22 protein-coding genes are annotated in these 22,600 nt (G+C 55.8%); 9 read left to right on the top strand and 13 right to left on the bottom strand.

Annotated elements, in window-relative coordinates; translation table 11 throughout:
• Positions 1–92 precede the first annotated feature (92 nt).
• Together ibpB and ibpA are read right to left on the bottom strand one after the other, a co-directional pair.
• Positions 93–521 carry a small heat shock chaperone IbpB gene (gene ibpB / locus LG383_RS18775; RefSeq protein WP_166181007.1) on the bottom strand — a complete coding sequence of 143 codons (429 nt, stop codon included), beginning with the start codon at positions 519–521 and terminating at the stop codon, positions 93–95.
• 137 nt (positions 522–658) lie between these two features.
• The gene (ibpA, locus tag LG383_RS18780) at positions 659–1,069 is read right to left on the bottom strand and encodes a small heat shock chaperone IbpA (RefSeq protein WP_106995571.1); all 411 of its coding nucleotides are present in this window, start codon (positions 1,067–1,069) and stop codon (positions 659–661) included.
• A gap of 311 nt (positions 1,070–1,380) precedes the next feature.
• On the opposite strand from ibpA, the gene LG383_RS18785 reads away from it, so the two are divergent.
• Positions 1,381–1,713: a YceK/YidQ family lipoprotein gene (locus LG383_RS18785; RefSeq protein WP_166185041.1), complete on the top strand. Its 333-nt coding sequence runs from the start codon at positions 1,381–1,383 to the stop codon at positions 1,711–1,713.
• Here the strand turns inward: LG383_RS18785 and LG383_RS18790 are convergent, their stop codons facing one another.
• From LG383_RS18790 to dnaA, 11 genes are all read right to left on the bottom strand, one after another.
• Positions 1,714–2,940 (bottom strand): DUF3748 domain-containing protein, encoded by a 1,227-nt coding sequence (locus tag LG383_RS18790; protein WP_225759909.1) that lies wholly within the window; start codon positions 2,938–2,940, stop codon positions 1,714–1,716.
• A gap of 51 nt (positions 2,941–2,991) precedes the next feature.
• Entirely contained in the window at positions 2,992–4,329 is a 1,338-nt protein-coding gene (locus LG383_RS18795) for an MFS transporter (RefSeq protein ID WP_181247324.1), read from the bottom strand.
• Positions 4,330–4,414: 85 nt separating this feature from the next.
• Positions 4,415–5,563, bottom strand: coding sequence for a galactonate dehydratase (gene dgoD / locus LG383_RS18800; protein WP_103793431.1), 1,149 nt, complete (start codon positions 5,561–5,563; stop codon positions 4,415–4,417).
• Complete coding sequence (locus tag LG383_RS18805) at positions 5,560–6,177, bottom strand: 2-dehydro-3-deoxy-6-phosphogalactonate aldolase (RefSeq protein ID WP_225759910.1); 618 nt, start codon at positions 6,175–6,177, stop codon at positions 5,560–5,562. The genes dgoD and LG383_RS18805 overlap by 4 nt, the downstream gene beginning before the upstream one ends.
• Positions 6,161–7,039: a 2-dehydro-3-deoxygalactonokinase gene (locus tag LG383_RS18810; protein WP_225759911.1), complete on the bottom strand. Its 879-nt coding sequence runs from the start codon at positions 7,037–7,039 to the stop codon at positions 6,161–6,163. The genes LG383_RS18805 and LG383_RS18810 overlap by 17 nt, the downstream gene beginning before the upstream one ends.
• Positions 7,036–7,725: a D-galactonate utilization transcriptional regulator DgoR gene (gene dgoR / locus LG383_RS18815; protein WP_106995566.1), complete on the bottom strand. Its 690-nt coding sequence runs from the start codon at positions 7,723–7,725 to the stop codon at positions 7,036–7,038. Before dgoR ends, LG383_RS18810 begins: the two co-directional genes overlap by 4 nt.
• Before the next feature lie 250 nt (positions 7,726–7,975).
• Positions 7,976–8,788 (bottom strand): sugar-phosphatase, encoded by an 813-nt coding sequence (yidA, locus tag LG383_RS18820; RefSeq protein WP_106995565.1) that lies wholly within the window; start codon positions 8,786–8,788, stop codon positions 7,976–7,978.
• A 162-nt stretch (positions 8,789–8,950) separates the two neighbouring features.
• Positions 8,951–11,365: a DNA topoisomerase (ATP-hydrolyzing) subunit B gene (gyrB, locus tag LG383_RS18825; RefSeq protein ID WP_166180992.1), complete on the bottom strand. Its 2,415-nt coding sequence runs from the start codon at positions 11,363–11,365 to the stop codon at positions 8,951–8,953.
• Between the two features lie 28 nt (positions 11,366–11,393).
• Complete coding sequence (gene recF / locus LG383_RS18830) at positions 11,394–12,467, bottom strand: DNA replication/repair protein RecF (protein ID WP_225759912.1); 1,074 nt, start codon at positions 12,465–12,467, stop codon at positions 11,394–11,396.
• Entirely contained in the window at positions 12,467–13,570 is a 1,104-nt protein-coding gene (gene dnaN / locus LG383_RS18835) for a DNA polymerase III subunit beta (RefSeq protein WP_106995562.1), read from the bottom strand. The genes recF and dnaN overlap by 1 nt, the downstream gene beginning before the upstream one ends.
• Before the next feature lie 4 nt (positions 13,571–13,574).
• Positions 13,575–14,975 (bottom strand): chromosomal replication initiator protein DnaA, encoded by a 1,401-nt coding sequence (dnaA, locus tag LG383_RS18840; protein WP_106995561.1) that lies wholly within the window; start codon positions 14,973–14,975, stop codon positions 13,575–13,577.
• Between the two features lie 601 nt (positions 14,976–15,576).
• On the opposite strand from dnaA, the gene rpmH reads away from it, so the two are divergent.
• The 8 genes from rpmH to tnaB all read left to right on the top strand — a co-directional run bounded on the left by rpmH (position 15,577) and on the right by tnaB (position 22,587).
• A complete protein-coding gene (gene rpmH, locus LG383_RS18845; protein ID WP_002220736.1) occupies positions 15,577–15,717 on the top strand; it encodes a 50S ribosomal protein L34 in 141 nt (46 codons plus the stop codon).
• Between the two features lie 16 nt (positions 15,718–15,733).
• Positions 15,734–16,093 carry a ribonuclease P protein component gene (gene rnpA / locus LG383_RS18850; protein ID WP_014072458.1) on the top strand — a complete coding sequence of 120 codons (360 nt, stop codon included), beginning with the start codon at positions 15,734–15,736 and terminating at the stop codon, positions 16,091–16,093.
• Positions 16,057–16,314, top strand: a complete 258-nt coding sequence (gene yidD / locus LG383_RS18855) for a membrane protein insertion efficiency factor YidD (RefSeq protein WP_015585463.1) — start codon at positions 16,057–16,059, stop codon at positions 16,312–16,314. The genes rnpA and yidD overlap by 37 nt, the downstream gene beginning before the upstream one ends.
• Before the next feature lie 2 nt (positions 16,315–16,316).
• The gene (gene yidC / locus LG383_RS18860) at positions 16,317–17,957 is read left to right on the top strand and encodes a membrane protein insertase YidC (RefSeq protein ID WP_106995560.1); all 1,641 of its coding nucleotides are present in this window, start codon (positions 16,317–16,319) and stop codon (positions 17,955–17,957) included.
• A 103-nt stretch (positions 17,958–18,060) separates the two neighbouring features.
• Positions 18,061–19,425, top strand: coding sequence for a tRNA uridine-5-carboxymethylaminomethyl(34) synthesis GTPase MnmE (gene mnmE, locus LG383_RS18865; RefSeq protein WP_225759913.1), 1,365 nt, complete (start codon positions 18,061–18,063; stop codon positions 19,423–19,425).
• Positions 19,426–19,619: 194 nt separating this feature from the next.
• Positions 19,620–19,697, top strand: coding sequence for a tryptophanase leader peptide (gene tnaC, locus LG383_RS23040; RefSeq protein WP_106995624.1), 78 nt, complete (start codon positions 19,620–19,622; stop codon positions 19,695–19,697).
• Between the two features lie 127 nt (positions 19,698–19,824).
• Positions 19,825–21,240: a tryptophanase gene (gene tnaA, locus LG383_RS18875; protein ID WP_225759914.1), complete on the top strand. Its 1,416-nt coding sequence runs from the start codon at positions 19,825–19,827 to the stop codon at positions 21,238–21,240.
• Between the two features lie 90 nt (positions 21,241–21,330).
• Entirely contained in the window at positions 21,331–22,587 is a 1,257-nt protein-coding gene (gene tnaB / locus LG383_RS18880) for a low affinity tryptophan permease TnaB (protein WP_106995557.1), read from the top strand.
• Positions 22,588–22,600 lie beyond the last annotated feature (13 nt).

Raw genomic sequence — 22,600 nt, forward strand, 5'->3', positions numbered from 1 at the left:
ACGGTCACCCGAAGGTGACCGTTTTTAGTGTTTGCGAGGGCATCAAACCCGTAGGCCCGTGCAAGCGCAGCGCCGCCGGGCACGCAACACCATTAACTGTTCAAGGCCGGGCGTTCGCTGATGGCGATCCGCTGCGGGGCAATGGCCTCCGGCACGTTGCGGGTGATATCGATATGCAGCAGCCCGTTAGTGAAGGTAGCACCCGTCACTTCCATATGTTCAGCGAGGGTAAAGCTCAGGCTGAACGGCTGAGTCACCAGCCCCTGATGCAGCCATTTGGTTTCGGTCTCCGGTTTTTCCGGCGTGCCTTTCACCGTCAAGCGCGTGCCTTCCAGCTGGATATCGAGGTTATCCTGGCTGAATCCCGCCACCGCGAGCGTAATGCGATAGTGGTTATCGTCGCTCTTTTCGATGTTATACGGCGGGAAGGTCTGGCTTTCGGTGGTGCTTTGCAGCGCGGTAGCCAGTTTGTCAAAACCGATCCACTGACGCAGCAGCGGGGATAAATCGTAGTTACGCATACTAAATCTCCTTCTGAGAAGCGAGTTCGGCACAGTTTAATTTTGTGCGCAGTTGTTCCTGCAAATCTTTATCGATTCGCATATGCTCCCGATATCGGCAAGCATTCCGGTATGGGCCGCCGCAGCGACCCGAATAATTAATTAATTTCGATACGGCGCGGTTTATTCGCTTCCGGAATTACACGTTCCAGATCGATATACAGCAGGCCATTAACCAGGTTCGCGCCGTGAACGTGGATGTTCTCAGCTAACTGGAACTTACGTTCAAAGTTACGTTCCGCGATGCCCTGATAGAGGTAGGTACGTTCTTTCTGCTCGCCCGCATGCGCGCCTTTCACCACCAGCAGGTTGTCCTGCGCGGTGATCTCCAGTTCGCTTTCAGCAAAACCGGCCACGGCAATCGCGATGCGATAGTGGTTTTCGTCAACCAGTTCAACATTGTATGGAGGGTAGCCATTGCTCTGGCTTTGGTTGTTTTCTAAATGATTGAACAGACGATCGAAGCCAATGGCTGAACGATAAAGCGGAGAAAGATCAAAGTTACGCATACAGTTAATACTCCTGAAATCAGCAAGAATTGTCGCCTTCCACGGTGGACAGGCTGGGGTATCCCAAACGCCCCTCAGGCACGTTTGTTCATTGATACTCTCTTAAAATGGGTCTGCTTCCGTTCTTTTCAAGAGCAACCCGGTGAGAATTTTTTGCACTTTGCGGGTACTGGAATAGACTGGGACTACAGCACGGAAGGTTAAAATGCGATAGGTACCACAGAGCGGTACTTTTCAACTATTCATTTTAAGAGTGGACCGTTATAAACCCGGTTGCGGGTCTGTACTGGGCCATTGATGATGACTGACTGATAATGAAAAATGTTCTGATAAAGCTGACAATGTTCAGCGCGATAGTTTTGCTTTGCGGGTGTTCGAGCGTGATGTCTCACACCGGCGGTAAAGAAGGAACGTATCCCGGGACGCGCGCCAGCGCGAACATGCTGGCGGATGACGACACCAACTGGGGCACTAAATCGCTGGTGGTGCTGGATATGCCGTTTACTGCTGTTATCGATACCCTACTGCTGCCGTGGGATCTCTTCCGCACGGATAAATCCGTTCGCTCCCGCGTGGAGCAAAGCGAGGAGAAGACGCTGGCGACCAACGCCGTCATCCCGCCCGCCGAGATGCCCTCGCGCTGATTAGCACCCGGTTTCTGTTACCCATAGCTGACGGAAGCCGTTGACCTCCTCCATCCAGGCCAGATAGCGCCCGTCAGGCGAGTAAACTACCGCATCCCCGGACGGCGGATTGCCGTGATCGGACGTCAAAAACGTCACCGCACCCGAAGCGGCATCACAGCAGGCAATACGATTTTCCAGCACAAACCCCAGTGAATGGCCCGCCGGATGCCAGTTAAATGCCGACTGGATATCGCTGTCGTTATGGGTGAGCTGGCGGGGCTCTCCCCCTTCCGGGGCGATCAGCCACAGCTGCACCACGCCTTTATCGTCACGCATCAGGAACGCGATTTGCGTCGCCTGCGGGTTGCTGCGTACCCAGTGGCGCGGCACGTTCACCAGCCCGGGATAGCGATGGTTATGGGTAAAGGTTAAGCGGCGCTGCACCACCCCGGCAGGCGGCGCGGGCATACGATCCGCCGTGCCCTGAAGCGGTAAATCGCCAGCCTGTTTCCAGCCCTGCTCATCTTTCGGCAAATCAACGATAAACAGCTCCGGTACTTTTTCACCGCCAGCGGCAAGGGTGTCGCCGATAAAGGCCAGCCGGTTGTTGCCGACCCAACCCTCTTCATAGGCGCGGTTGATCTCGTCGCTGCCAGGTTTTGGCGTTGGGGTAGTACGGCTGACCAGCACGCTCCAGAACGAGCCAGCATAGTTGCGCGGGTGCTCGCCCTGCGGGATGACCGGGCCGAAGGGCGCAGCCACGCCCACGTTACGTAAATCGAGCTTAGGATCGTACTCGTGCAGCACGTGGTCGTTATAGGTAAAGCTGACGTACTGCCCGTCCGGGCTATACACATGGACATGGCTGCCGCCGCGCAGCGCGCCGGGCGTGAAAGGCGCGGTGATATCCATCGCATCGAGATTATTTACCTGCCCCTGTTCGGCAATCACCCCCTGGCGGTGGTGAAAATCGTACTGCCAGTGGGCATCAGGATGTTGCGGGCCGTGGATAAAGAGGTACTTATTTTCCGCAGGATGGACGGTCACCACCCCCACATGCGCGCCGTTTGTGGCGCGATAAATCACCTCCACCTCACCCGTGTCGACATTAACCCGCTCGATGGTTTCGCCGGTAAAGGACGCCCCGGAAGGACGAACGTCAAAGACCAGCCACTGGCTGTCTGCGGTCCAGGTGCGGGTGTTGGTGAGCTGATGGTTGCGGGGAGCGAAAGTGATTTGTTTCATGAGGATACCCTGATGCGCGGATGTCGCATCAGGGTATAGCATTGCCGGGGATTAGCCTACCCGTTTCACGTCGCCTACCAGCAGGATGTAGGAGAGCGCGCCGATCAGCGCCACCGCTGAGATATAGACCAGCGCCGGGCCGAAACCGTAGTCTTGCGCCAGGTAGCCGATCACCAGCGGTACGGTGATCCCGCCCAGACCGCCAACGAAGTTAAACACCCCGCCGGTCAGGCCGATCAGACGCATCGGCGCCAGGGACGACACCAGCGACCAGGTGATAGAGGCGAAGCCGTTACCAAAGAAGGCAACCGCCATCAGGGTCATAATCCACACCGGATCATTGGTGTAGTTCGCGCCCATGATGCAGGTGGAGATCAGCAGACCGCAGATGATCGGCGTTTTACGCGCAATACCCAGGGAGTAGCCTTTTTTCACCAGCTTATCCGCCAGCCAGCCGGAGAGCAGCACGCCAAAGAAGGCTGCGAGGAACGGCACCGTGGTCATAAAGCCCGCCTTCAGCGCGGTAATGCCTTTCTCCTGGGTCAGGTAGTTCGGGAACCAGGTGAGGAAGAACCACAGCGTCGAGGTCACCGCAAACTGCCCCAGGTAAACGCCCACCAGCTTACGGTGGAACACCAGCTTCCAGTCAGCTTTGGTCAGCGGCTGACGGGCCTCTTTTTTCACCGGTGCATCGCCATCCACCAGCCCACCGCCGTCACGGATGTAATCCAGCTCGGCTTTGGTGATGCTTTTGGTCAGGCGCGGTGGCTGGTAGACCTTAATCCAGATAAACGACCAGATAATGCCGATCCCGCCGGTGACAATAAACACCCAGTGCCAGCTCAGCAGCTCCTGGATCCAGATCAGCAGCGGAGTCAGGAATGCCAGACCGACAAACTGCCCGGAGGTATAGAACCCAACCGCAGAGGCACGCTCCTGCTCCGGGAACCAACTGGTCACCATACGGTTGTTGGTCGGGAATGCCGGGGCTTCGAAAATCCCGGTGATAGCGCGCAGGCCAATCAGCGACATTAAGCCGGTGGCAAAACCCTGGAACAGCGTCGCCACGGACCAGCCGAAAATGGCGATAAAGTAGGTCAGGCGCGAGCCGACGCGGTCGAGGAACCAGCCGCCCGGGATCTGGCACAGCGTATAGAGCCAGGCAAAGGCCGAGAAGACGTAACCCATCTCCGCTTTGGTGATGCCAAACTCTTCCTGGATATGGGCCGAAGCCACGGCCAGGTTGGCACGGTCGACATAACAGATGACCACGGTAATAAAGATCATCATCAGCGTCAGGTAACGGCGACGCCCGGTTTTTGTAGCAGTAACTGGAATATCCATCGCAATCTGTCTCCAGATTTTGGGCATAGCGAAGCCGCTCACCATGCCCTGTAATTTACAGAGGGTTATATTTTTATCTGTGAGAATTTTGCCCGGTGGCGCTACGCTTACCGGGCCTACGGGGTGGTGATCACCACTCCGCTACACTGCCGTCTTCATGACGCCATAACGGGTTACGCCAGTCCGGCGCATTTTTACTCAGCTCAATGACTTTGGCTTCGTCGATCTCCACGCCAAGGCCCGGCTTCGTTAACGGTTTGAAGAAACCGCCTTCCATGTTGAAGTCCTCTTTGTTCTTCACAAAGTCGAGCAGCTCCGCGCCCTTGTTGTAGTGAATACCCATGCTCTGTTCCTGGAACACGGCATTGCGTGAGACGAAGTCCACATGCAGACAGGCGGCCAGCGCAATCGGCCCCAGTGGGCAGTGCGGCGCCAGCGCCACGTCGTAGGCTTCTGCCATCCCGGCGATTTTGTAGCATTCGGTGATGCCGCCCGCGTGGGAGAGATCCGGCTGCAGGATCGCAATACCGCCTGCCTCCAGCACACGCTTAAACTCGAAGCGCGAGAACATACGTTCGCCCGCTGCGATCGGAATATGGGTCTGCTCCGCCAGTTTCGGGTAGTACTCCGCCTGCTCGGCCAGCACCGGCTCCTCGATAAACAGCGGACGATACTGCTCCAGCTCTTTGATCAGCACTTTCGCCATCGGCGCGCTGACGCGGCCGTGGAAGTCCAGACCAAACTCAATCTCGTTGCCGAAGGCCTCGCGGATCTGCGCCACGGTATTCACGGCGCGATCGACCGCACGCGAGTTGTCGATAATCCCCATCTCTTCGCAGCCGTTGAGCTTAAAGGTGTCGAACCCGATGCCGCGCAGCTTGTTGATACCGTCGATCACTTCTGCCGGACGGTCGCCGCCGACCCAGCTGTAGGCCTTAATTTTGTCGCGTACCAGGCCACCCATCAGCTGCCAGACCGGGGCATTCAGCACTTTGCCTTTGATATCCCACAGCGCCTGGTCGATACCGGCGATGGCGCTCATCATGATCGGGCCGCCGCGGTAGAAGCCCGCGCGGTACATCACCTGCCACAGGTCGTTAATGCGGGCCGGATCCTGGCCAATCAGGTATTCGCCCAGCTCATGCACCGCCGCTTCGACGGTGCGCGCGCGGCCTTCAATGACCGGTTCGCCCCAGCCAACCACCCCTTCGTCGGTTTCGATTTTCAGGAACATCCAACGCGGCGGTAAACGGTACGTGGTGAGTTTGGTAATTTTCATTTCACTGCCTCTCGATACGCTTTCACAAATGCTGCCGCCTGCTGGGCGGTACGTTCTACGGACTGCCCGGCGCGATAGAGATCGCTGCCAAGACCCGCCCCGACACAACCGGCTTTCATCCACTGGGCAAGGTTTTCTGGTGTGACGCCGCCCACCGCAAAGACCGGCACGCTGGCGGGTAAGACCGCCTTCAGCGCTTTGATGTAATCCGGGCCGAAGGCCGAAGACGGGAAAATTTTGAGCGACTGTGCGCCCGCATCGAGGGCAGTAAAGGCTTCTGTTGCCGTGGCGCATCCCGGGCAGACGGTCATACCGTAGCCCACCGCACGGCGGATCACCTCGGGGTTGATATTGGGCGTGACGATAAGCTTGCAGCCCATCTTCGCCAGCTGATCCACCTGCTCCGGTTTCAGCACTGTTCCCGCGCCGATCAGCGCTCTGTCGCCAAAGGCATCCACCACCGCCGGAATGCTTTTTTCCCACTCCGGGGAGTTGAGCGGGATTTCCACCGCGTCGAATCCGGCGTCAATTACCGCGCCAACGTGGGCTAAGGCCTCGTCAGGGGTGATGCCGCGCAGGATTGCGATAAGGGGAAGATTAGTTTGCCACTGCATGAGCGATGCTCCTTATTCCAGCCTGAAATGCCGTGTCGCCTTCTACCGCCGCCACGTCGCGCCCGATGGCGTGGAACGCCTGGCGGTAACGTGAAGTCAGCGATGAACCCGCGACGAGGGTGATGGACTGCTGCCCGGCGAACTGTTCGCTCAGGGTGGCGACTTCTGCGCCAATCAGCAGGCCCGATAAAAATTCGCTGACCTGCTCGCGGGGAAGCGTTCCCAGCACGTGCGAGGCGCGAACCTCAAAAAGCTGCGGCAAAACGGCGGGGGAAGCGATCCCGCGCTCAAGCCCGGCGGCAAACACCTCTGGGGAGGTGGCCTGCTCAGGTAAACCGGCACCCACCAGCGAATGCTTAAGCAGCAGATGGTGCAGTTCGCCGGTCATCACGGTGCGAAAATCGTGGATCTGCTGAGCATCGGCCTGCACCCATTTGCAGTGCGTACCAGGCATCACGTAGACAGAAGAGGGAGAGATCGTGCGGGCGCCGAGCAGTTGGGTCTCTTCACCGCGCATCACGTTGTGGTTATCGTCGCGAGAAACGCACAAGCCGGGAATAATCCAGACATTGTCGCCAACGGACGTTAACTGCTCGCCAATGGCAGAGAAATGAGCAGGAACCGGCAGATAAGGGGCTACCTTCCAGCCCACGTTGCTGCCGACCATTCCCGCCATCACCACCGGCGTGGCGCCGTCTCGCCAGTTTTGTGTCACCTCTGCTAACACCGCCTCGGGGGATTTACCGTTCAGACGCGTGACGCCTGCTTCTGATTGCCTGCTCTCCAGGCACTGCTCGCCCTGATACAGCCAGGCGCGCAGATTGGTTGATCCCCAGTCAATTGCGATGTAGCGAGATGTCATGTGATTTCCTTCAACCTTCGTGTTGAGCTGGCGATCATGGTCAGCGCCGCCTGCTCTGCCGCATCGCTGTCCTGATGCCGTATCGCATCGAACAGCGCTTTATGTTCCTGGAGCGTCTTCGGCATGTTGGCCTCATCACCCATCCAGGTTCGTTCAAATACTGCTCGCTGTAGCGAGCTGATCGCCACGCTCAACTGCTGTAGCACCGGGTTATGCACCGACTGCAGCACCGCCTCGTGGTAACGGATATCCGCCTCGTTAAAGGCATCCCGGTCCTGGTTGTTGGCGATCATGTCGTTCAGGGCCGACTCAATCTGCGCCAGGTCGCCTGAGGTTGCGCGTTCCGCCGCCCAGCGGGCGATGGCTGGCTCTACCAGATTTCGCACCTCGCTCATCGCGCCGATCAGCCGTGGGTCGTAGTCGTTTTCCAGTACCCACTGCAGAACGTCGGTATCGAGGTAGTTCCACTGGTTTCGCGGGGCGATAAAGGCGCCGCGATAACGCTTCATTTCAATCAGCCGCTTCGCCATCAGCGAGCGGAACACTTCCCGGATGATGTTGCGCGAGGTTTCAAACTCCTCACACAGTTCCGCCTCTGCAGGGAGCGGCGAACCGGGAACGTACTTGCCACCCACAATCTGAGTGCCCAACGTAATGACGATGCGATCGGTTTTATTAAGAGTCATGGAGAGTCCTTGTGCTCTGTATGTCCATCACTACTTTACCGCGACCGCTGAATTTCGCCTCAATTTTGCAGTACAAACGTGATGCCATTCGTCATTGCCGTGGTCGTAATGTAGTACAATCACATTGTGTTGTACTACAATCTGGATCACAAAAAGAACAATCAGTGAAAGGAATGTTAAAGAAAGGTTCCTGCGGGGATAAAAAAACCCGCACAGGGTGCGGGTCAGGAAGTGTGGGTTTTACCGGGCTCTAATTCAGGACAAACTTCTCAATAGCGTACGCCACGCCGTCTTCGAGGTTGGATTTGGTCACGAAATTCGCCACCTCTTTCACCGACGGGATCGCATTCTCCATCGCCACGCCTAAGCCAGCATATTCCAGCATCGCAATGTCGTTTTCCTGATCGCCCAGAGTCATGATCTCTTCCGGTTTGATCCCCAGCGTGTCGGCCAGCGACTTCACGCCGGTACCTTTATTGACGCGTTTATCGAGGATTTCGAGGAAGTACGGCGCACTTTTCAGCACGGTGTATTTCTCTTTCACCTCTGCCGGGATGCGGGCAATGGCCTGATCCAGAATGGCAGGCTCATCAATCATCATCACTTTCAGGAACTGGGTAGCCGGGTCCATCTTCTCCGCTTCGCAGAATACCAGCGGAATGGTGGCAACAAAGGATTCATGCACCGTGTAGTAGCTGATATCGCGGTTGGCGGTGTAAAGCGTGTTGCGGTCGAGGGCGTGGAAGTGCGAGCCCACGTCGCGGGAGAGTTGTTCCAGATAGCGGTAATCGTCATAGCTCAGCGCCGTTTGCGCCACCGTGCTGCCATCGGCCGCTTTCTGCACCAGCGCGCCATTGTAGGTAATGCAGTAATCACCCGGTTCATTCATGTGCAGCTCTTTCAGGTAGCTGTGAACGCCTGCGTACGGGCGACCGGTGCACAGCACCACGCTCACGCCTTTCGCACGGGCTGCGGCAATCGCGTCTTTAACGGCAGGAGAGATGGTGTGATCTGGCAGCAGCAGCGTGCCGTCCATATCGATTGCAATGAGTTTGATAGCCATGGGATCCCCGGTTGGAATGAGTCTGGGTTCATGCTAACGCGATTCCGCTCAAAAAACACGGCAAGAAAGGGGATAGGGACGGGAGAGGGAAATCCTCTTTTGCGGATAAAGAAAAGCCCGGTGGCGCTAGCGCTTACCGGGCCTGGAACGTGGGGCGTTACATTAGATATCGATGTTCGCCGCTTTCAGGGCGTTCTCTTCGATAAAGGCACGACGTGGTTCAACCGCATCGCCCATCAGGGTGGTGAACAGCTGGTCCGCTGCAATCGCGTCTTTAACGGTGACGCGCAGCATGCGGCGGCTTTCCGGATCCATGGTGGTTTCCCACAGCTGATCCGGGTTCATCTCGCCCAGACCTTTATAACGCTGAATGGAGAGGCCACGACGGGACTCTTTCACCAGCCACTCCAGCGCCTGCTCGAAGCTGGCCACCGGCTGACGGCGTTCGCCACGCTCGATAAAGGCATCCTCTTCGATCAGACCGCGCAGCTTCTCGCCGAGGGTACAGATACGACGGTATTCCGCACCGGTCACAAACTCCTGATCCAGCGGGTAGTCGGTATCCACACCGTGGGTACGCACGCGGATCACCGGCTCGAACTGCTGCAGCTCGGTGTTCTCGTTGACGTCGAACTTCCACTGGCTGCCGTGCTGCTCGTTCTCGTTCAGATCGGTAACCAGGGTGTTCACCCAGCGGGTCACGGCCTGCTCGCTGCTGAGGTCAGCTTCGGACAGCGTCGGCTGATAGACCAGCGCTTTCAGCAGCGTGCGCGGGAAGCGACGCTCCATGCGGCCAATCATCTTCTGCGTAGCGTTGAACTCAGACACCAGACGTTCCAGCGGTTCACCCGCCAGCGCCGGGGCGCTTGAGTTGGCGTGCAGGGTCGCACCGTCAAGGGCGATAGCGATCTGGTACTGATCCATCGCTTCGTCGTCTTTGATGTACTGTTCCTGTTTGCCTTTCTTCACTTTGTACAGCGGTGGCTGGGCAATGTAGACGTGGCCACGCTCAACGATTTCTGGCATCTGACGATAGAAGAAGGTCAACAGCAGCGTACGGATGTGCGAGCCGTCGACGTCCGCATCGGTCATGATGATGATGCTGTGATAGCGCAGCTTGTCCGGGTTGTACTCGTCACGGCCAATGCCGCAGCCCAGGGCGGTGATCAGCGTTGCCACTTCCTGAGAAGAGAGCATCTTGTCGAAGCGCGCCTTCTCAACGTTAAGGATTTTACCCTTCAGCGGCAGGATCGCCTGGTTCTTACGGTTACGGCCCTGCTTCGCAGAACCGCCCGCGGAGTCCCCTTCCACGAGGTAGAGTTCGGACAGCGCCGGGTCGCGTTCCTGGCAGTCAGCCAGTTTGCCCGGCAGGCCTGCTAAATCCAGCGCGCCTTTACGACGGGTCATTTCACGGGCTTTACGCGCCGCTTCACGGGCACGCGCCGCATCGATAATTTTGCCAACCACGATTTTGGCATCGGACGGGTTTTCCAGCAGGTATTCGCTCAGCAGTTCGTTCATCTGCTGTTCAACCGCCGATTTCACCTCAGAGGAGACCAGTTTGTCTTTGGTCTGAGAGGAGAACTTCGGATCCGGCACTTTCACGGAGACAACAGCAATCAGGCCTTCACGGGCATCGTCACCGGTGGCGCTGACTTTCGCTTTTTTGCTGTAGCCTTCTTTGTCCATGTAGGCGTTCAGGGTACGGGTCATCGCCGTACGGAAGCCGACCAGGTGGGTACCGCCATCGCGCTGCGGGATGTTGTTGGTAAAGCAGTAGATGTTTTCCTGGAAACCGTCGTTCCACTGCAGCGCCACTTCCACGCCGATACCGTCTTTCTCGGTGGAGAAATAGAAGATGTTCGGGTGAATAGGCGTTTTGTTCTTGTTCAGGTACTCAACGAACGCCTTGATACCACCTTCGTAATGGAAGTGGTCTTCTTTGCCGTCGCGCTTGTCGCGCAGGCGGATAGAGACGCCGGAGTTCAGGAATGACAGCTCGCGCAGACGCTTGGCGAGGATCTCATATTCAAACTCTGTGACGTTGGTGAAGGTTTCATGGCTTGGCCAGAAACGGACCTGCGTCCCGGTCACGTCGGTTTCACCGGTCACCGCCAGCGGTGCCTGCGGTACGCCGTGGACGTAGGTTTGCTGATGCACTTTGCCTTCGCGGCGGATCAGCAGTTCCAGCTTCTGCGACAGGGCGTTAACCACCGAGACGCCCACGCCATGCAGGCCGCCGGAAACTTTATAGGAGTTATCATCGAACTTACCGCCTGCGTGCAGGACGGTCATGATCACTTCCGCCGCAGAGACGCCCTCTTCCGGGTGGATACCGGTCGGGATGCCACGGCCATCATCGGTTACGGAGACGGAGTTGTCGGCGTGGATGGTCACCACGATGTCTTTACAGTGACCCGCGAGCGCTTCGTCGATAGCGTTATCCACAACCTCAAATACCATGTGGTGCAGACCGGTGCCGTCATCCGTGTCGCCGATATACATACCCGGGCGCTTACGCACCGCATCCAGCCCTTTCAGGACTTTGATACTGGAGGAGTCATAAGAATTCGACATCAACGTTTCTCGCTCATTTATTCTTGGGTTAATCCGTTATTTTACCCTTTTCCACGGTGAACATCTTCGAATTTTTGTCCGACATGTCCATTACGTGTTCAGCGCTAATCGCACTGACGAAAACCTGTGACTGCGTGGCTTTTAAGCGGCTGGCAAGCAGTCCGCGCCGCGCGTCGTCAAGTTCCGAGGCAAAATCATCAATCAGGTACAGGCAGCGTCGCCCGCTTTCACGGGTTAAAAACTCACCCTGCGCCAGGCGCAGCGCGCACATCAGGAGTTTGAGCTGCCCGCGTGATAAGGTGTCTTCTACCGGCGCACCGTCGGCACGAATGCGGAAATCCGCCTTGTGCGGGCCGTGCGCGGTGTAGGTCAACATGCGATCGCGCTCGAAGCTTCGCTCCAGCACCTCGGCATAGTCGGTCTCTTTCTCCCAGCCACGCTGGAAGGAGAAGCTTAACGCGAACTCGGGTAAAAACTGTTGGCAGGTATCTGCCATGTCCTGGGCGATCCCCGCGCTGTACTCCGCGCGCCAGTGGCTGATCTGCTCCGCCAGCGGGATCAGCTCTTTATCCCACGCCCGCAGTTGGGCGTAGCGGGTCACCTGGCGCAGCGCGGCGTTGCGCTGCTTGAGCAGCCGCTTAAGGTTGCTCCAGGCGGTAAAGAAGCCCGCTTCGTTATGGAAGCATCCCCAGTCGAGGAAGGCTCTTCTGTATTTGGGGCCGCCGTTGAGTAAAGTAAACCCCTCGGGGGTGATCAGCTGCATCGGCATCAGCAGCGCCAGCTCGGCCACTTTGTGCCCGTCTGTACCGTCGATGCGCACCTTGCTGTCGCCATGCTTGTCTTTGGTCAGGCCGATAGCGGTTTCATGCTCTGCGCCCTGCAGACGTCCATGCAGGATGAACGACTCCTGCTCGTGGCGAATAACGCGGCCAATCTGCAAACTGCGAAACGCCCGGCCATGACCGAGCGTATAGATGGCTTCCAGCACGCTGGTTTTGCCGCTGCCGTTGGCGCCAACCAGAAAATTAAAGCCGGGGGATAACGCAAGATCCGCGCTTTCGATATTGCGAAAGTCGCGGATAAACAGGCGGGTGAGCGACATTACAGTCTCATTGGCATGACAACATAGGCTGCCGACTGTGATGCGGCATCTTCAATCTGTACGCTTGATACGGAGTCCGTCAGCAGAATGCGCACGTTCTCGCACTTCAGCGTATTCAGCACATCCAGCACGTAGCTGACGTTAAAGCCGATTTCCATTTCGGTGCCCGCCGCATAGGTGACATCCAGAATTTCTTCGGCTTCTTCCTGCTCCGGGTTGTTAGCGGTGATTTTCAGCTGGTTTTCGCTGACATACAGACGCACGCCGCGGAACTTCTCGTTGGAGAGGATCGCCGCACGGGCAAACGCCTGTTTGAGGATATCGCAGCCCGCTTCCAGCGTTTTGTCCGGGTTCTTCGGCAACACGCGGCGATAGTCCGGGAAACGACCATCCACTAACTTAGAAGTAAAGATGAAATCACCGACGTGGGCGCGAATGTTGTTGCTGCCAATCTGCACGCGCAGCGGGGTTTCGCCACCGTCGAGCATACGCATCAGCTCAATCACGCCTTTACGCGGTACGATCACCGAATGGTTCGGCAGGCTCACGCCAATCGGCATGGAGCAGACCGCCAGGCGGTGGCCGTCGGTGGCCACGGTACGCAGCTCTTCACCTTCGGTTTCGAACAGCATGCCGTTTAAGTAGTAGCGAACGTCCTGATGCGCCATCGAGAACTGAGTGGCTTCAATCAGGCGCTTCATGGTCGCCTGCGGCAGGGTGAATTCAACTTCGCTCTGCCAGTCATCGAGGTTCGGGAAGTCGATAGCCGGGAGCGTGGAGAGCGAGAAGCGGCTGCGGCCGGAGCGCACCAGCATGCGATCGCCTTCCAGCTGCACGGCAATCTCTGCCCCTTCCGGCAGACCACGGCAGATATCAAAGAACTTACGCGCCGGAACGGTGGTGGCGCCCGCTTCGTGAGGCTGAGAAAGCGTCACGCGTGCGACCATTTCCATCTCGAGATCGGTCCCGGTCAGCGACAGCGTGCCGTCTGCGACCTGCAGCAGCAGGTTACCGAGGATAGGCAGCGTCGGGCGGCCGCCTAAGGGGCCACTCACCTGTTGCAGCGGTTTTAATAAGTGTTCACGTTCAACGGTAAATTTCATAGCGTCACGAAGATAATGTTCTGATTAAATTGGAGAAGTCTTCTTTAATGTCGTGGCTTTCTTCACGCAGCTGCTCAATCTTACGGCAGGCGTGCAGCACGGTGGTATGGTCACGGCCACCAAACGCATCGCCGATTTCCGGCAGGCTGTGGTTGGTGAGTTCCTTTGCCAGCGCCATCGCCATCTGACGCGGTCTCGCCACCGAGCGGGAACGACGTTTGGACAGCAAATCCGCCACTTTAATTTTGTAGTACTCCGCCACCGTCTTCTGAATATTGTCGATGGTGACCAGTTTTTCCTGCAGCGCCAGCAGATCGCGCAGCGCTTCACGCACGAAATCGATGGTGATCGCCCGGCCGGTAAAGTTGGCGTTGGCGATAACGCGGTTCAGTGCGCCTTCCAGCTCACGAACGTTGGAGCGCAGACGCTTGGCAATAAAGAACGCCACCTCACCCGGCAGACGAATGTCGTTCTCGTCGGCCTTTTTCATCAGGATCGCCACGCGGGTTTCCAGCTCTGGCGGTTCGATCGCCACGGTCAGGCCCCAGCCGAAGCGGGATTTCAGACGATCCTCAACCCCGTTGATCTCTTTTGGATAACGATCCGAGGTCAAAATGATCTGCTGATTGCCTTCCAGCAGGGCGTTGAAGGTGTGGAAAAACTCTTCCTGAGATCGTTCTTTATTGGCAAAGAATTGAATGTCATCGATCAGCAGCGCATCAACGGAACGGTAGTAGCGTTTAAACTCTTCGATCGCGTTGTTTTGCAGGGCTTTAACCATGTCCTGAACGAAGCGTTCGGAGTGCATATACACCACTTTGGCATTCGGCTTACGCGCCACGATGCCATTGCCGACCGCATGCAGCAGGTGCGTTTTACCGAGACCGGTGCCGCCATAAAGGAACAGCGGGTTATAGGCACCGCCCGGGTTATCCGCCACCTGACGGGCCGCCGCGCGCGCCAGCTGGTTCGATTTACCTTCGACGAAGTTATCGAAGGTGTGTTTGACGTTAACGTTGGAGCGGTACGTCGGCTCCGCCGGGGCCGGAACGTTATCCCAGCCAGAACGCGGCGCAGGGGCCACGCGCGGCATGTGAACCTGCGCGGTTTGCGCGGGTGCAGCGGCGACGTTAACGGTCTCTCTGAGGGTTTGGGTGACCGGCTTTGTGCCCACTTCGAAACGCAGCTGTGGGGCATCGGCACCGCAAAATTCGTTTAGCAGTCCATTGATGTTATTGAGGTATTTGTCCCTGACCCAATCGAGCACAAAACGGTTTGGCGCATACAAAGCCAGCGTGTTATCGCTCAGCTCCGCCTGCAACGGGCGGATCCACATACTGAATTCTGTGGCTGGTAACTCATCCTGCAATCGGGCAAGACACTGCTGCCAAAGCGAAAGTGACACGGCGGACTCCACTCGAACATAAAAAGAAAGCTATTGAATAGTCATGATTGTAGACACACGTCGAAAAGACCCGGCGTTTAAGGGGGACGTGCGAACCGCTCTTTGCGGTTTGTGCCCAACCAGGATCCTGGGATCCGATCAGGACCGCGGATCATAGCCTAAACTGAGCCAGAGATCTTCTGTTTCTCACAGTTTCTTCCCGTTTTATCCACAGGAGGATCGAAACGGGGTAAGTGTAAACGATCCTGACGACGCGCCCCCACGATTTAGGCCGCATATTGGAAAAATTAATGAGTAAAGACGATTTTTTGCTGAAATGATCTAACGAAGATCCTGGACGATCCTTGCGATTTGGCCTGGAGCCCGTATAATTCCCCACCCGGCGCGTGGGACTCGAAGACCTGCGTCTGATGCTGCTCAATTTGCACGCTAAAAACGTGCGGAAAGACGCGGGAAATAAGGAAAGAGAATTGACTCCGGAGTGTACAATTATTACAATCCGGCCTCTTTAATCACCCATGGCTTCGGCGTCCAGTGTTCGTTATTCGTTCGGACTCCATAAAAAGTCATTGAATTTATTCAAGTTTAGGTAGAAATCGCCATGAAACGCACTTTTCAACCGTCTGTACTGAAGCGCAACCGTTCTCACGGCTTCCGTGCTCGTATGGCTACTAAAAATGGTCGTCAGGTTCTGGCACGTCGTCGTGCTAAAAGCCGTTCACGTCTGACCGTTTCCAAGTAATTAAGCTAACCCCTGCGTGGTTAAGCTAGCATTTCCCAGGGAGTTACGTTTGTTAACTCCCACTCATTTCACTTTCGTCTTCCAGCAGCCACAACGGGCTGGCACGCCGCAAATCACCATCCTCGGCCGCCAAAATTCGCTGGGGCATCCCCGTATCGGTCTCACTGTCGCCAAGAAAAACGTTAAGCGCGCGCATGAACGCAATCGGATTAAACGTCTGACGCGTGAAAGCTTCCGTTTACGTCAACATGAACTGCCTTCGATGGATTTCGTGGTGGTGGCAAAAAAAGGGGTTGCCGACCTCGATAACCGTGCTCTCTCGGAAGCGTTGGAAAAATTATGGCGCCGCCACTGTCGCCTGGCTCACGGGTCCTGATCGGCCTTATCCGGGTCTATCAACGCCTGATTAGTCCGCTACTCGGGCCACACTGCCGTTTCACGCCAACATGCTCAAGCTACGGAATTGAGGCATTGCGCAGGTTTGGAGTGATAAAAGGCAGTTGGTTGACGGTGAAACGCGTATTAAAATGCCACCCTTTACACCCAGGTGGAGACGATCCCGTCCCTCCAGGACCTTTTGATACCAGAGAACACTAACGATGGATTCGCAACGCAATCTTCTTATCATCGCTTTGTTGTTCGTGTCTTTCATGATCTTCCAGGCTTGGGAGCAGGATAAAAATCCTCAACCTCAGCAGCAGATCACGCAGACAACGACCACCGCAGCGGGTAGCGCCGCCGACCAGGGCGTACCGGCCAGTGGCCAGGGTAAACTGATTACGGTTAAGACCGATGTGCTTGAGCTGACTATCAACACCCGTGGTGGTGATGTTGAGCAGGCGCTGCTGGTAACTTACCCGAAAGAGCTCGGTTCTAACGAGCCGTTCCAGTTACTGGAAACCACACCGCAGTTTATCTACCAGGCACAGAGCGGCCTGACCGGTCGTGATGGCCCGGATAATCCGGCTAACGGCGCACGTCCACTGTATAACGTCGATAAAGATGCGTTTGTGCTGGCTGATGGCCAGAACGAACTCGCGATCCCGATGACTTACACTGATGCGGCGGGCAACACCTTCACCAAAACCTTCACCCTGAAACGCGGTGAGTTTGCGGTGAACGTGGGCTATAACGTGCAGAACACCGGCGCGAAACCGCTGGAGCTCTCCACCTTTGGTCAGCTGAAGCAAACCATCAATCTGCCGTCTCACCGTGACACCGGAAGCAACAACTTCGCGTTGCATACCTTCCGTGGCGCAGCGTACTCCACGCCAGATACCAAGTACGAGAAATACAAATTCGACACCATCGCCGATAACGAAAACCTGAACGTCAGCTCGAAAGGCGGTTGGGTGGCGATGCTGCAACAGTATTTCGCGACTGCCTGGGTGCCGAATAACGCGGGTTCCAACAATTTCTACACCGCGAACCTGAACGGCGTTGCCGCTATCGGCTATAAGTCTGAGCCGGTTCTGATTCAGCCGGGTCAAACCGGTACGCTGGGCAGCACCCTGTGGGTCGGCCCGGAAATTCAGGACAAGATGGCAGCTGTAGCACCGCACCTGGATCTGACCGTAGACTACGGTTGGTTGTGGTTCATCTCTCAGCCGCTGTTCAAGCTGCTGAAGTGGATCCACAGCTTCCTGGGTAACTGGGGCTTCTCCATCATCGTTATTACCTTTATCGTTCGTGGCATCATGTACCCGCTGACCAAAGCGCAGTACACCTCCATGGCGAAGATGCGTATGCTGCAGCCGAAGATTGCGGCGATGCGTGAGCGTCTGGGCGATGATAAGCAACGTCAGAGCCAGGAGATGATGGCCCTGTATAAAGCCGAGAAAGTGAACCCACTGGGTGGCTGCTTCCCGCTGCTGATTCAGATGCCAATCTTCCTTGCGCTCTACTACATGCTGATGGGCTCCGTTGAGCTGCGCCATGCGCCGTTCGCTCTGTGGATCCATGACCTGTCTGCACAGGACCCGTACTACATCCTGCCGATCCTGATGGGCGTGACGATGTTCTTCATCCAGAAGATGTCGCCTACCACCGTGACCGACCCGATGCAGCAGAAGATCATGACCTTTATGCCGGTCATCTTCACCGTGTTCTTCCTGTGGTTCCCGTCAGGTCTGGTGCTGTACTATATCGTCAGCAACCTGGTAACCATCCTTCAGCAGCAGCTGATCTACCGTGGTCTGGAAAAACGTGGCCTGCATAGCCGCGAGAAGAAAAATTCCTGACACTAAGTTGGCCGGGTAAGCGAAGCGCCACCCGGCAAATGGAACATAAATTAAAGGGCGGTCTATAGACCGCCTTTTTTATTGTATTAAGAAGAGACAAACCATGAGCCATAACGACACTATCGTCGCCCAGGCAACCCCACCGGGACGCGGTGGTGTGGGCATTCTGCGTATCTCCGGCCTGAAGGCGCGCGAGGTGGCGGAAGCGGTGCTGGGTAAACTGCCAAAGCCGCGCTACGCCGACTATCTGCCGTTTAAAGATACCGACGGTACGGCGCTGGACCAGGGCATCGCGCTGTGGTTCCCGGGCCCGAACTCCTTTACCGGTGAAGACGTGCTCGAACTGCAGGGCCACGGCGGGCCGGTGATCCTCGACCTGCTGCTGAAACGCATTCTGACTCTGCCGGGCCTGCGCATTGCCAAGCCGGGTGAGTTCTCCGAGCGCGCCTTCCTGAACGATAAGCTGGATTTGGCCCAGGCCGAGGCGATTGCCGACCTGATCGACGCCAGCTCCGAGCAGGCCGCCCGCTCGGCCCTGAACTCGCTGCAGGGTGCTTTTTCCAACCGCGTGAATCATCTTGTGGAAGCACTCACTCACCTGCGGATCTACGTGGAAGCGGCCATTGATTTCCCGGATGAGGAGATCGACTTCCTCTCCGATGGCAAAATCGAAGCCCAGCTCAACGACGTAATGAACGATCTCGACGCGGTGCGTGCCGAAGCGCGTCAGGGCAGCCTGCTGCGCGAAGGGATGAAGGTGGTGATTGCCGGGCGTCCGAACGCCGGGAAATCGAGCCTGCTGAACGCCCTGGCGGGCCGTGAAGCGGCGATTGTGACCGACATCGCCGGTACCACCCGCGACGTGCTGCGGGAGCATATCCATATCGACGGGATGCCGCTGCATATCATCGACACCGCCGGGCTGCGCGATGCCAGCGACGAAGTAGAGCGCATCGGTATCGAGCGCGCCTGGCAGGAGATCGAACAGGCTGACCGGGTGCTGTTTATGGTGGATGGTACCACCACCGCGGCGATCGACCCGGCGGAGATCTGGCCGGACTTTATCGCCCGTCTGCCAGCGAAACTGCCGATCACCGTGGTGCGTAACAAAGCCGACGTCACCGGTGAGACGCTGGGCCTGAGTGATGTGAATGGTCACTCACTAATCCGCCTGTCGGCGCGTACCGGTGAGGGCGTGGATGCGCTGCGCAACCATCTGAAGCAGAGCATGGGCTTTGATACCAGCATGGAGGGGGGCTTCCTCGCCCGTCGTCGTCATCTGCAGGCGCTGGAACAGGCGGCGATGCATCTGGATCAGGGTAAAGCCCAGCTGCTGGGCGCCTGGGCAGGAGAACTGCTGGCGGAAGAGCTGCGTCTGGCGCAGCAGGCGTTAAGCGAGATCACCGGGGAGTTTACCTCTGATGACCTGCTGGGACGTATCTTCTCCAGTTTCTGTATCGGAAAATAAACCGTTTCAGCCCTCTGCAAAAAAGCCGCAATAACATTCTTGTTATTGCGGCTTTTTTGCTTTCAATATTAGCTAAATAAATAACATATATGCTTATTATATTCTCTGTGATTACAATCACAATTAATATACCCGAGCATAGACAAATATTCTCATTCGAATAGTGTAGTAGCGTGTCTAATGAGGATAAATCAATGACGATTATCTTAAATACATACCTCACCTCTAAGTGGTTCAATATTGACAATCAAATTGTCAATCACCATCCATAGTCTCCCTTCGCCTCTCATTCTCTATGCAACCAGAATAGATTAACACTCTATTTATTTGGTATGCCTGCATCAATGGTTATTGAAAAATAGCCACCAGCACCGCTGCGATAAAAACAGGAATTATATAATGGAAAACTTCAAACATTTACCAGAGCCATTTCGCATCAGAGTTATTGAGCCGGTTAAACGCACCACAAGGGAGCATCGCGACAACGCCATCATTAAATCCGGCATGAACCCGTTTCTGCTGGATAGCGAAGACGTCTTTATAGATTTACTGACCGACAGCGGCACCGGCGCAGTCACACAGAATATGCAGGCCGCGATGCTGCGCGGTGATGAAGCCTATAGCGGAAGCCGCAGTTACTATGCGCTGTCCGACGCCGTGAAAAGCATTTTCGGTTATCAGTATACTATCCCGACCCATCAGGGACGCGGCGCTGAGCAGATCTATATTCCAGTGCTGATTAAAAAGCGCGAGCAGGAGAAGGGATTAGACCGGACGAAAATGGTCGCCTTCTCTAACTACTTTTTTGATACCACCCAGGGACATAGCCAGATAAATGGCTGTACCGTGCGCAACGTGTATATCAAGGAAGCCTTTGATACCGGCATTCGTTACGATTTTAAAGGCAACTTTGACCTGCAGGGTCTGGAAAACGGCATCGAAGAAGTGGGTCCAGCCAACGTCCCTTATATCGTCGCCACCATTACCAGCAACTCCGCCGGTGGACAGCCAGTGTCGCTGGCGAACCTGAAGGCAATGTACGCGATTGCCAGAAAATACGACATCCCGGTGGTGATGGACTCCGCGCGCTTCGCCGAGAATGCGTACTTCATTCAAAAACGTGAAGCGGAATATAAAGACTGGACCATCGAGGAAATTACCCGGGAGACGTACAAGTACGCGGATATGCTGGCCATGTCGGCTAAAAAAGATGCCATGGTGCCAATGGGCGGCCTGCTGTGCATTAAGAATGACGACTATTTCGACGTCTATACCGAGTGCAGAACCTTGTGCGTCGTGCAGGAGGGCTTCCCGACCTATGGTGGTCTTGAAGGCGGCGCCATGGAACGTCTGGCTGTCGGCCTGCACGACGGCATGGGCCAGGACTGGCTGGCATACCGCATTAATCAGGTGCAATACCTGGTCGACGGCCTGGAAGCCATCGGCGTGGTTTGCCAGCAGGCGGGCGGACATGCTGCTTTTGTGGATGCCGGTAAACTCTTGCCGCATATTCCGGCAGAACAGTTCCCGGCGCAGGCGCTGGCGTGTGAGCTCTACAAAGTGGCGGGCATTCGCGCAGTGGAAATCGGTTCGTTCTTGTTAGGTCGCGATCCGAAAACCGGCAAGCAGTTACCCTGCCCGGCAGAGTTACTGCGTTTAACCATTCCACGCGCCACCTATACGCAGTCGCACATGGATTTCATCGTCGAAGCCTTTAAGCACGTTAAAGAGAATGCGATGAACATTAAAGGGTTAACCTTCACCTACGAACCAAAAGTATTACGTCACTTCACTGCCAGACTCAAAGAAGTTTAACCCTCTGTCACCGGGTGGCTAAATAATTTTAGCCACCCGCAAAATAAAGAATTCAACGACATCAAGCTTACCATAATTGATGGGGGCACCATGGATAACGCTTTAGAATTAGAGACTAAACACTCCTCGGTATGGGGTGTGATGGTTATAGCAGGTACCGTTATTGGCGGGGGGATGTTTGCTTTACCCGTGGATCTGGCTGGGGCATGGTTTTTTTGGGGCGCGTTTATTTTAATTATCGCCTGGTTTTCAATGCTTCATTCCGGATTATTATTGTTAGAGGCGAATTTAAATTACCCGGTCGGTTCAAGCTTTAATACCATTACAAAAGATCTGATTGGCAATAAGTGGAATATCGTCAGCGGTTTCACGGTCGCCTTTGTGCTTTATATCCTGACGTATGCCTATATCTCCGCAAACGGCGCCATCATCAGTGAAACCATCGCCATGAATCAGGGAACGCATGTTAATCCCCGGATAGTGGGTGTCTGTACGGCGATCTTCGTGGCGGCCGTATTATGGTTTAGCTCGCTGGCGGCCAGCCGAATTACCTCGTTGTTTTTAGGGATTAAGATCATCGCCTTTATCGTTGTATTTGGGTCTTTTTTCTTTCAGGTCGATTATTCAATCCTGAGAGACATCAACGTTACATCGGCCAGCAATACCACCTACTTCCCCTACATCTTTATGGCCCTGCCCGTCTGTCTGGCGTCGTTTGGGTTTCATGGCAACATTCCCAGCCTGATCATTTGCTACGGTAAGCGAAAAGATAAACTGATAAAAAGCATTGTCTATGGCTCGCTGCTGGCCCTTTTTATCTACCTGTTCTGGCTCTATTGCACGATGGGGAATATTACCCGCGATAGCTTCAGTGAGATCATCTCGTCGGGAGGCAATGTCGATTCGCTGGTGAAATCTTTCCTCGGCACCCGGCAGCATGGAGTGATTGAATTCTGCCTGTTGGTTTTCTCCAATTTAGCCGTGGCCAGCTCGTTCTTTGGAGTCACATTGGGCCTGTTCGATTATCTTGCCGACCTCTTTAAACTCGACAATTCACCGTCTGGTCGTCTGAAAACGATTATGCTCACCTTCCTGCCACCTACCCTGCTCTACCTCATCTTCCCGAACGGGTTTATCTACGGTATTGGCGGGGCGGGATTGTGCGCAACCATCTGGGCGGTGATTGTCCCGGCGATCCTCGCCCTGAAAGCGAGACAAAAATTCCCGAATAAGACATTCACCGTCTGGGGCGGCAGGGTTATTCCCTCGCTGGTGATCCTGTTCGGGATCGTGGTCATTGTTTGCTGGTTCGGGAATACCTTCCATTTCTTACCGCGCTTTGGCTGAATCTGCTCATCAA

The organism is Leclercia sp. Marseille-Q4284 (assembly GCF_916618945.1).
Lineage (GTDB): Bacteria > Pseudomonadota > Gammaproteobacteria > Enterobacterales > Enterobacteriaceae > Enterobacter > Enterobacter tamurae.

Excerpts from the sequence above, each read along its gene's own strand:
- yidA (WP_106995565.1), bottom strand. The coding sequence starts at position 8,788 with ATGGCTATCAAACTCATTGCAATCGATATGGACGGCACGCTGCTGCTG.
- yidC (WP_106995560.1), top strand. The coding sequence starts at position 16,317 with ATGGATTCGCAACGCAATCTTCTTATCATCGCTTTGTTGTTCGTGTCT.
- dnaN (WP_106995562.1), bottom strand. The coding sequence starts at position 13,570 with ATGAAATTTACCGTTGAACGTGAACACTTATTAAAACCGCTGCAACAG.
- LG383_RS18805 (WP_225759910.1), bottom strand. The coding sequence starts at position 6,177 with ATGCAGTGGCAAACTAATCTTCCCCTTATCGCAATCCTGCGCGGCATC.
- mnmE (WP_225759913.1), top strand. The coding sequence starts at position 18,061 with ATGAGCCATAACGACACTATCGTCGCCCAGGCAACCCCACCGGGACGC.
- ibpA (WP_106995571.1), bottom strand. The coding sequence starts at position 1,069 with ATGCGTAACTTTGATCTTTCTCCGCTTTATCGTTCAGCCATTGGCTTC.
- tnaA (WP_225759914.1), top strand. The coding sequence starts at position 19,825 with ATGGAAAACTTCAAACATTTACCAGAGCCATTTCGCATCAGAGTTATT.
- tnaB (WP_106995557.1), top strand. The coding sequence starts at position 21,331 with ATGGATAACGCTTTAGAATTAGAGACTAAACACTCCTCGGTATGGGGT.
- dgoR (WP_106995566.1), bottom strand. The coding sequence starts at position 7,725 with ATGACTCTTAATAAAACCGATCGCATCGTCATTACGTTGGGCACTCAG.
- recF (WP_225759912.1), bottom strand. The coding sequence starts at position 12,467 with ATGTCGCTCACCCGCCTGTTTATCCGCGACTTTCGCAATATCGAAAGC.
- tnaC (WP_106995624.1), top strand. The coding sequence starts at position 19,620 with ATGACGATTATCTTAAATACATACCTCACCTCTAAGTGGTTCAATATT.
- ibpB (WP_166181007.1), bottom strand. The coding sequence starts at position 521 with ATGCGTAACTACGATTTATCCCCGCTGCTGCGTCAGTGGATCGGTTTT.
- yidD (WP_015585463.1), top strand. The coding sequence starts at position 16,057 with ATGGCGCCGCCACTGTCGCCTGGCTCACGGGTCCTGATCGGCCTTATC.
- dgoD (WP_103793431.1), bottom strand. The coding sequence starts at position 5,563 with ATGAAAATTACCAAACTCACCACGTACCGTTTACCGCCGCGTTGGATG.
- LG383_RS18795 (WP_181247324.1), bottom strand. The coding sequence starts at position 4,329 with ATGGTGAGCGGCTTCGCTATGCCCAAAATCTGGAGACAGATTGCGATG.
- LG383_RS18790 (WP_225759909.1), bottom strand. The coding sequence starts at position 2,940 with ATGAAACAAATCACTTTCGCTCCCCGCAACCATCAGCTCACCAACACC.
- LG383_RS18810 (WP_225759911.1), bottom strand. The coding sequence starts at position 7,039 with ATGACATCTCGCTACATCGCAATTGACTGGGGATCAACCAATCTGCGC.
- rpmH (WP_002220736.1), top strand. The coding sequence starts at position 15,577 with ATGAAACGCACTTTTCAACCGTCTGTACTGAAGCGCAACCGTTCTCAC.
- gyrB (WP_166180992.1), bottom strand. The coding sequence starts at position 11,365 with ATGTCGAATTCTTATGACTCCTCCAGTATCAAAGTCCTGAAAGGGCTG.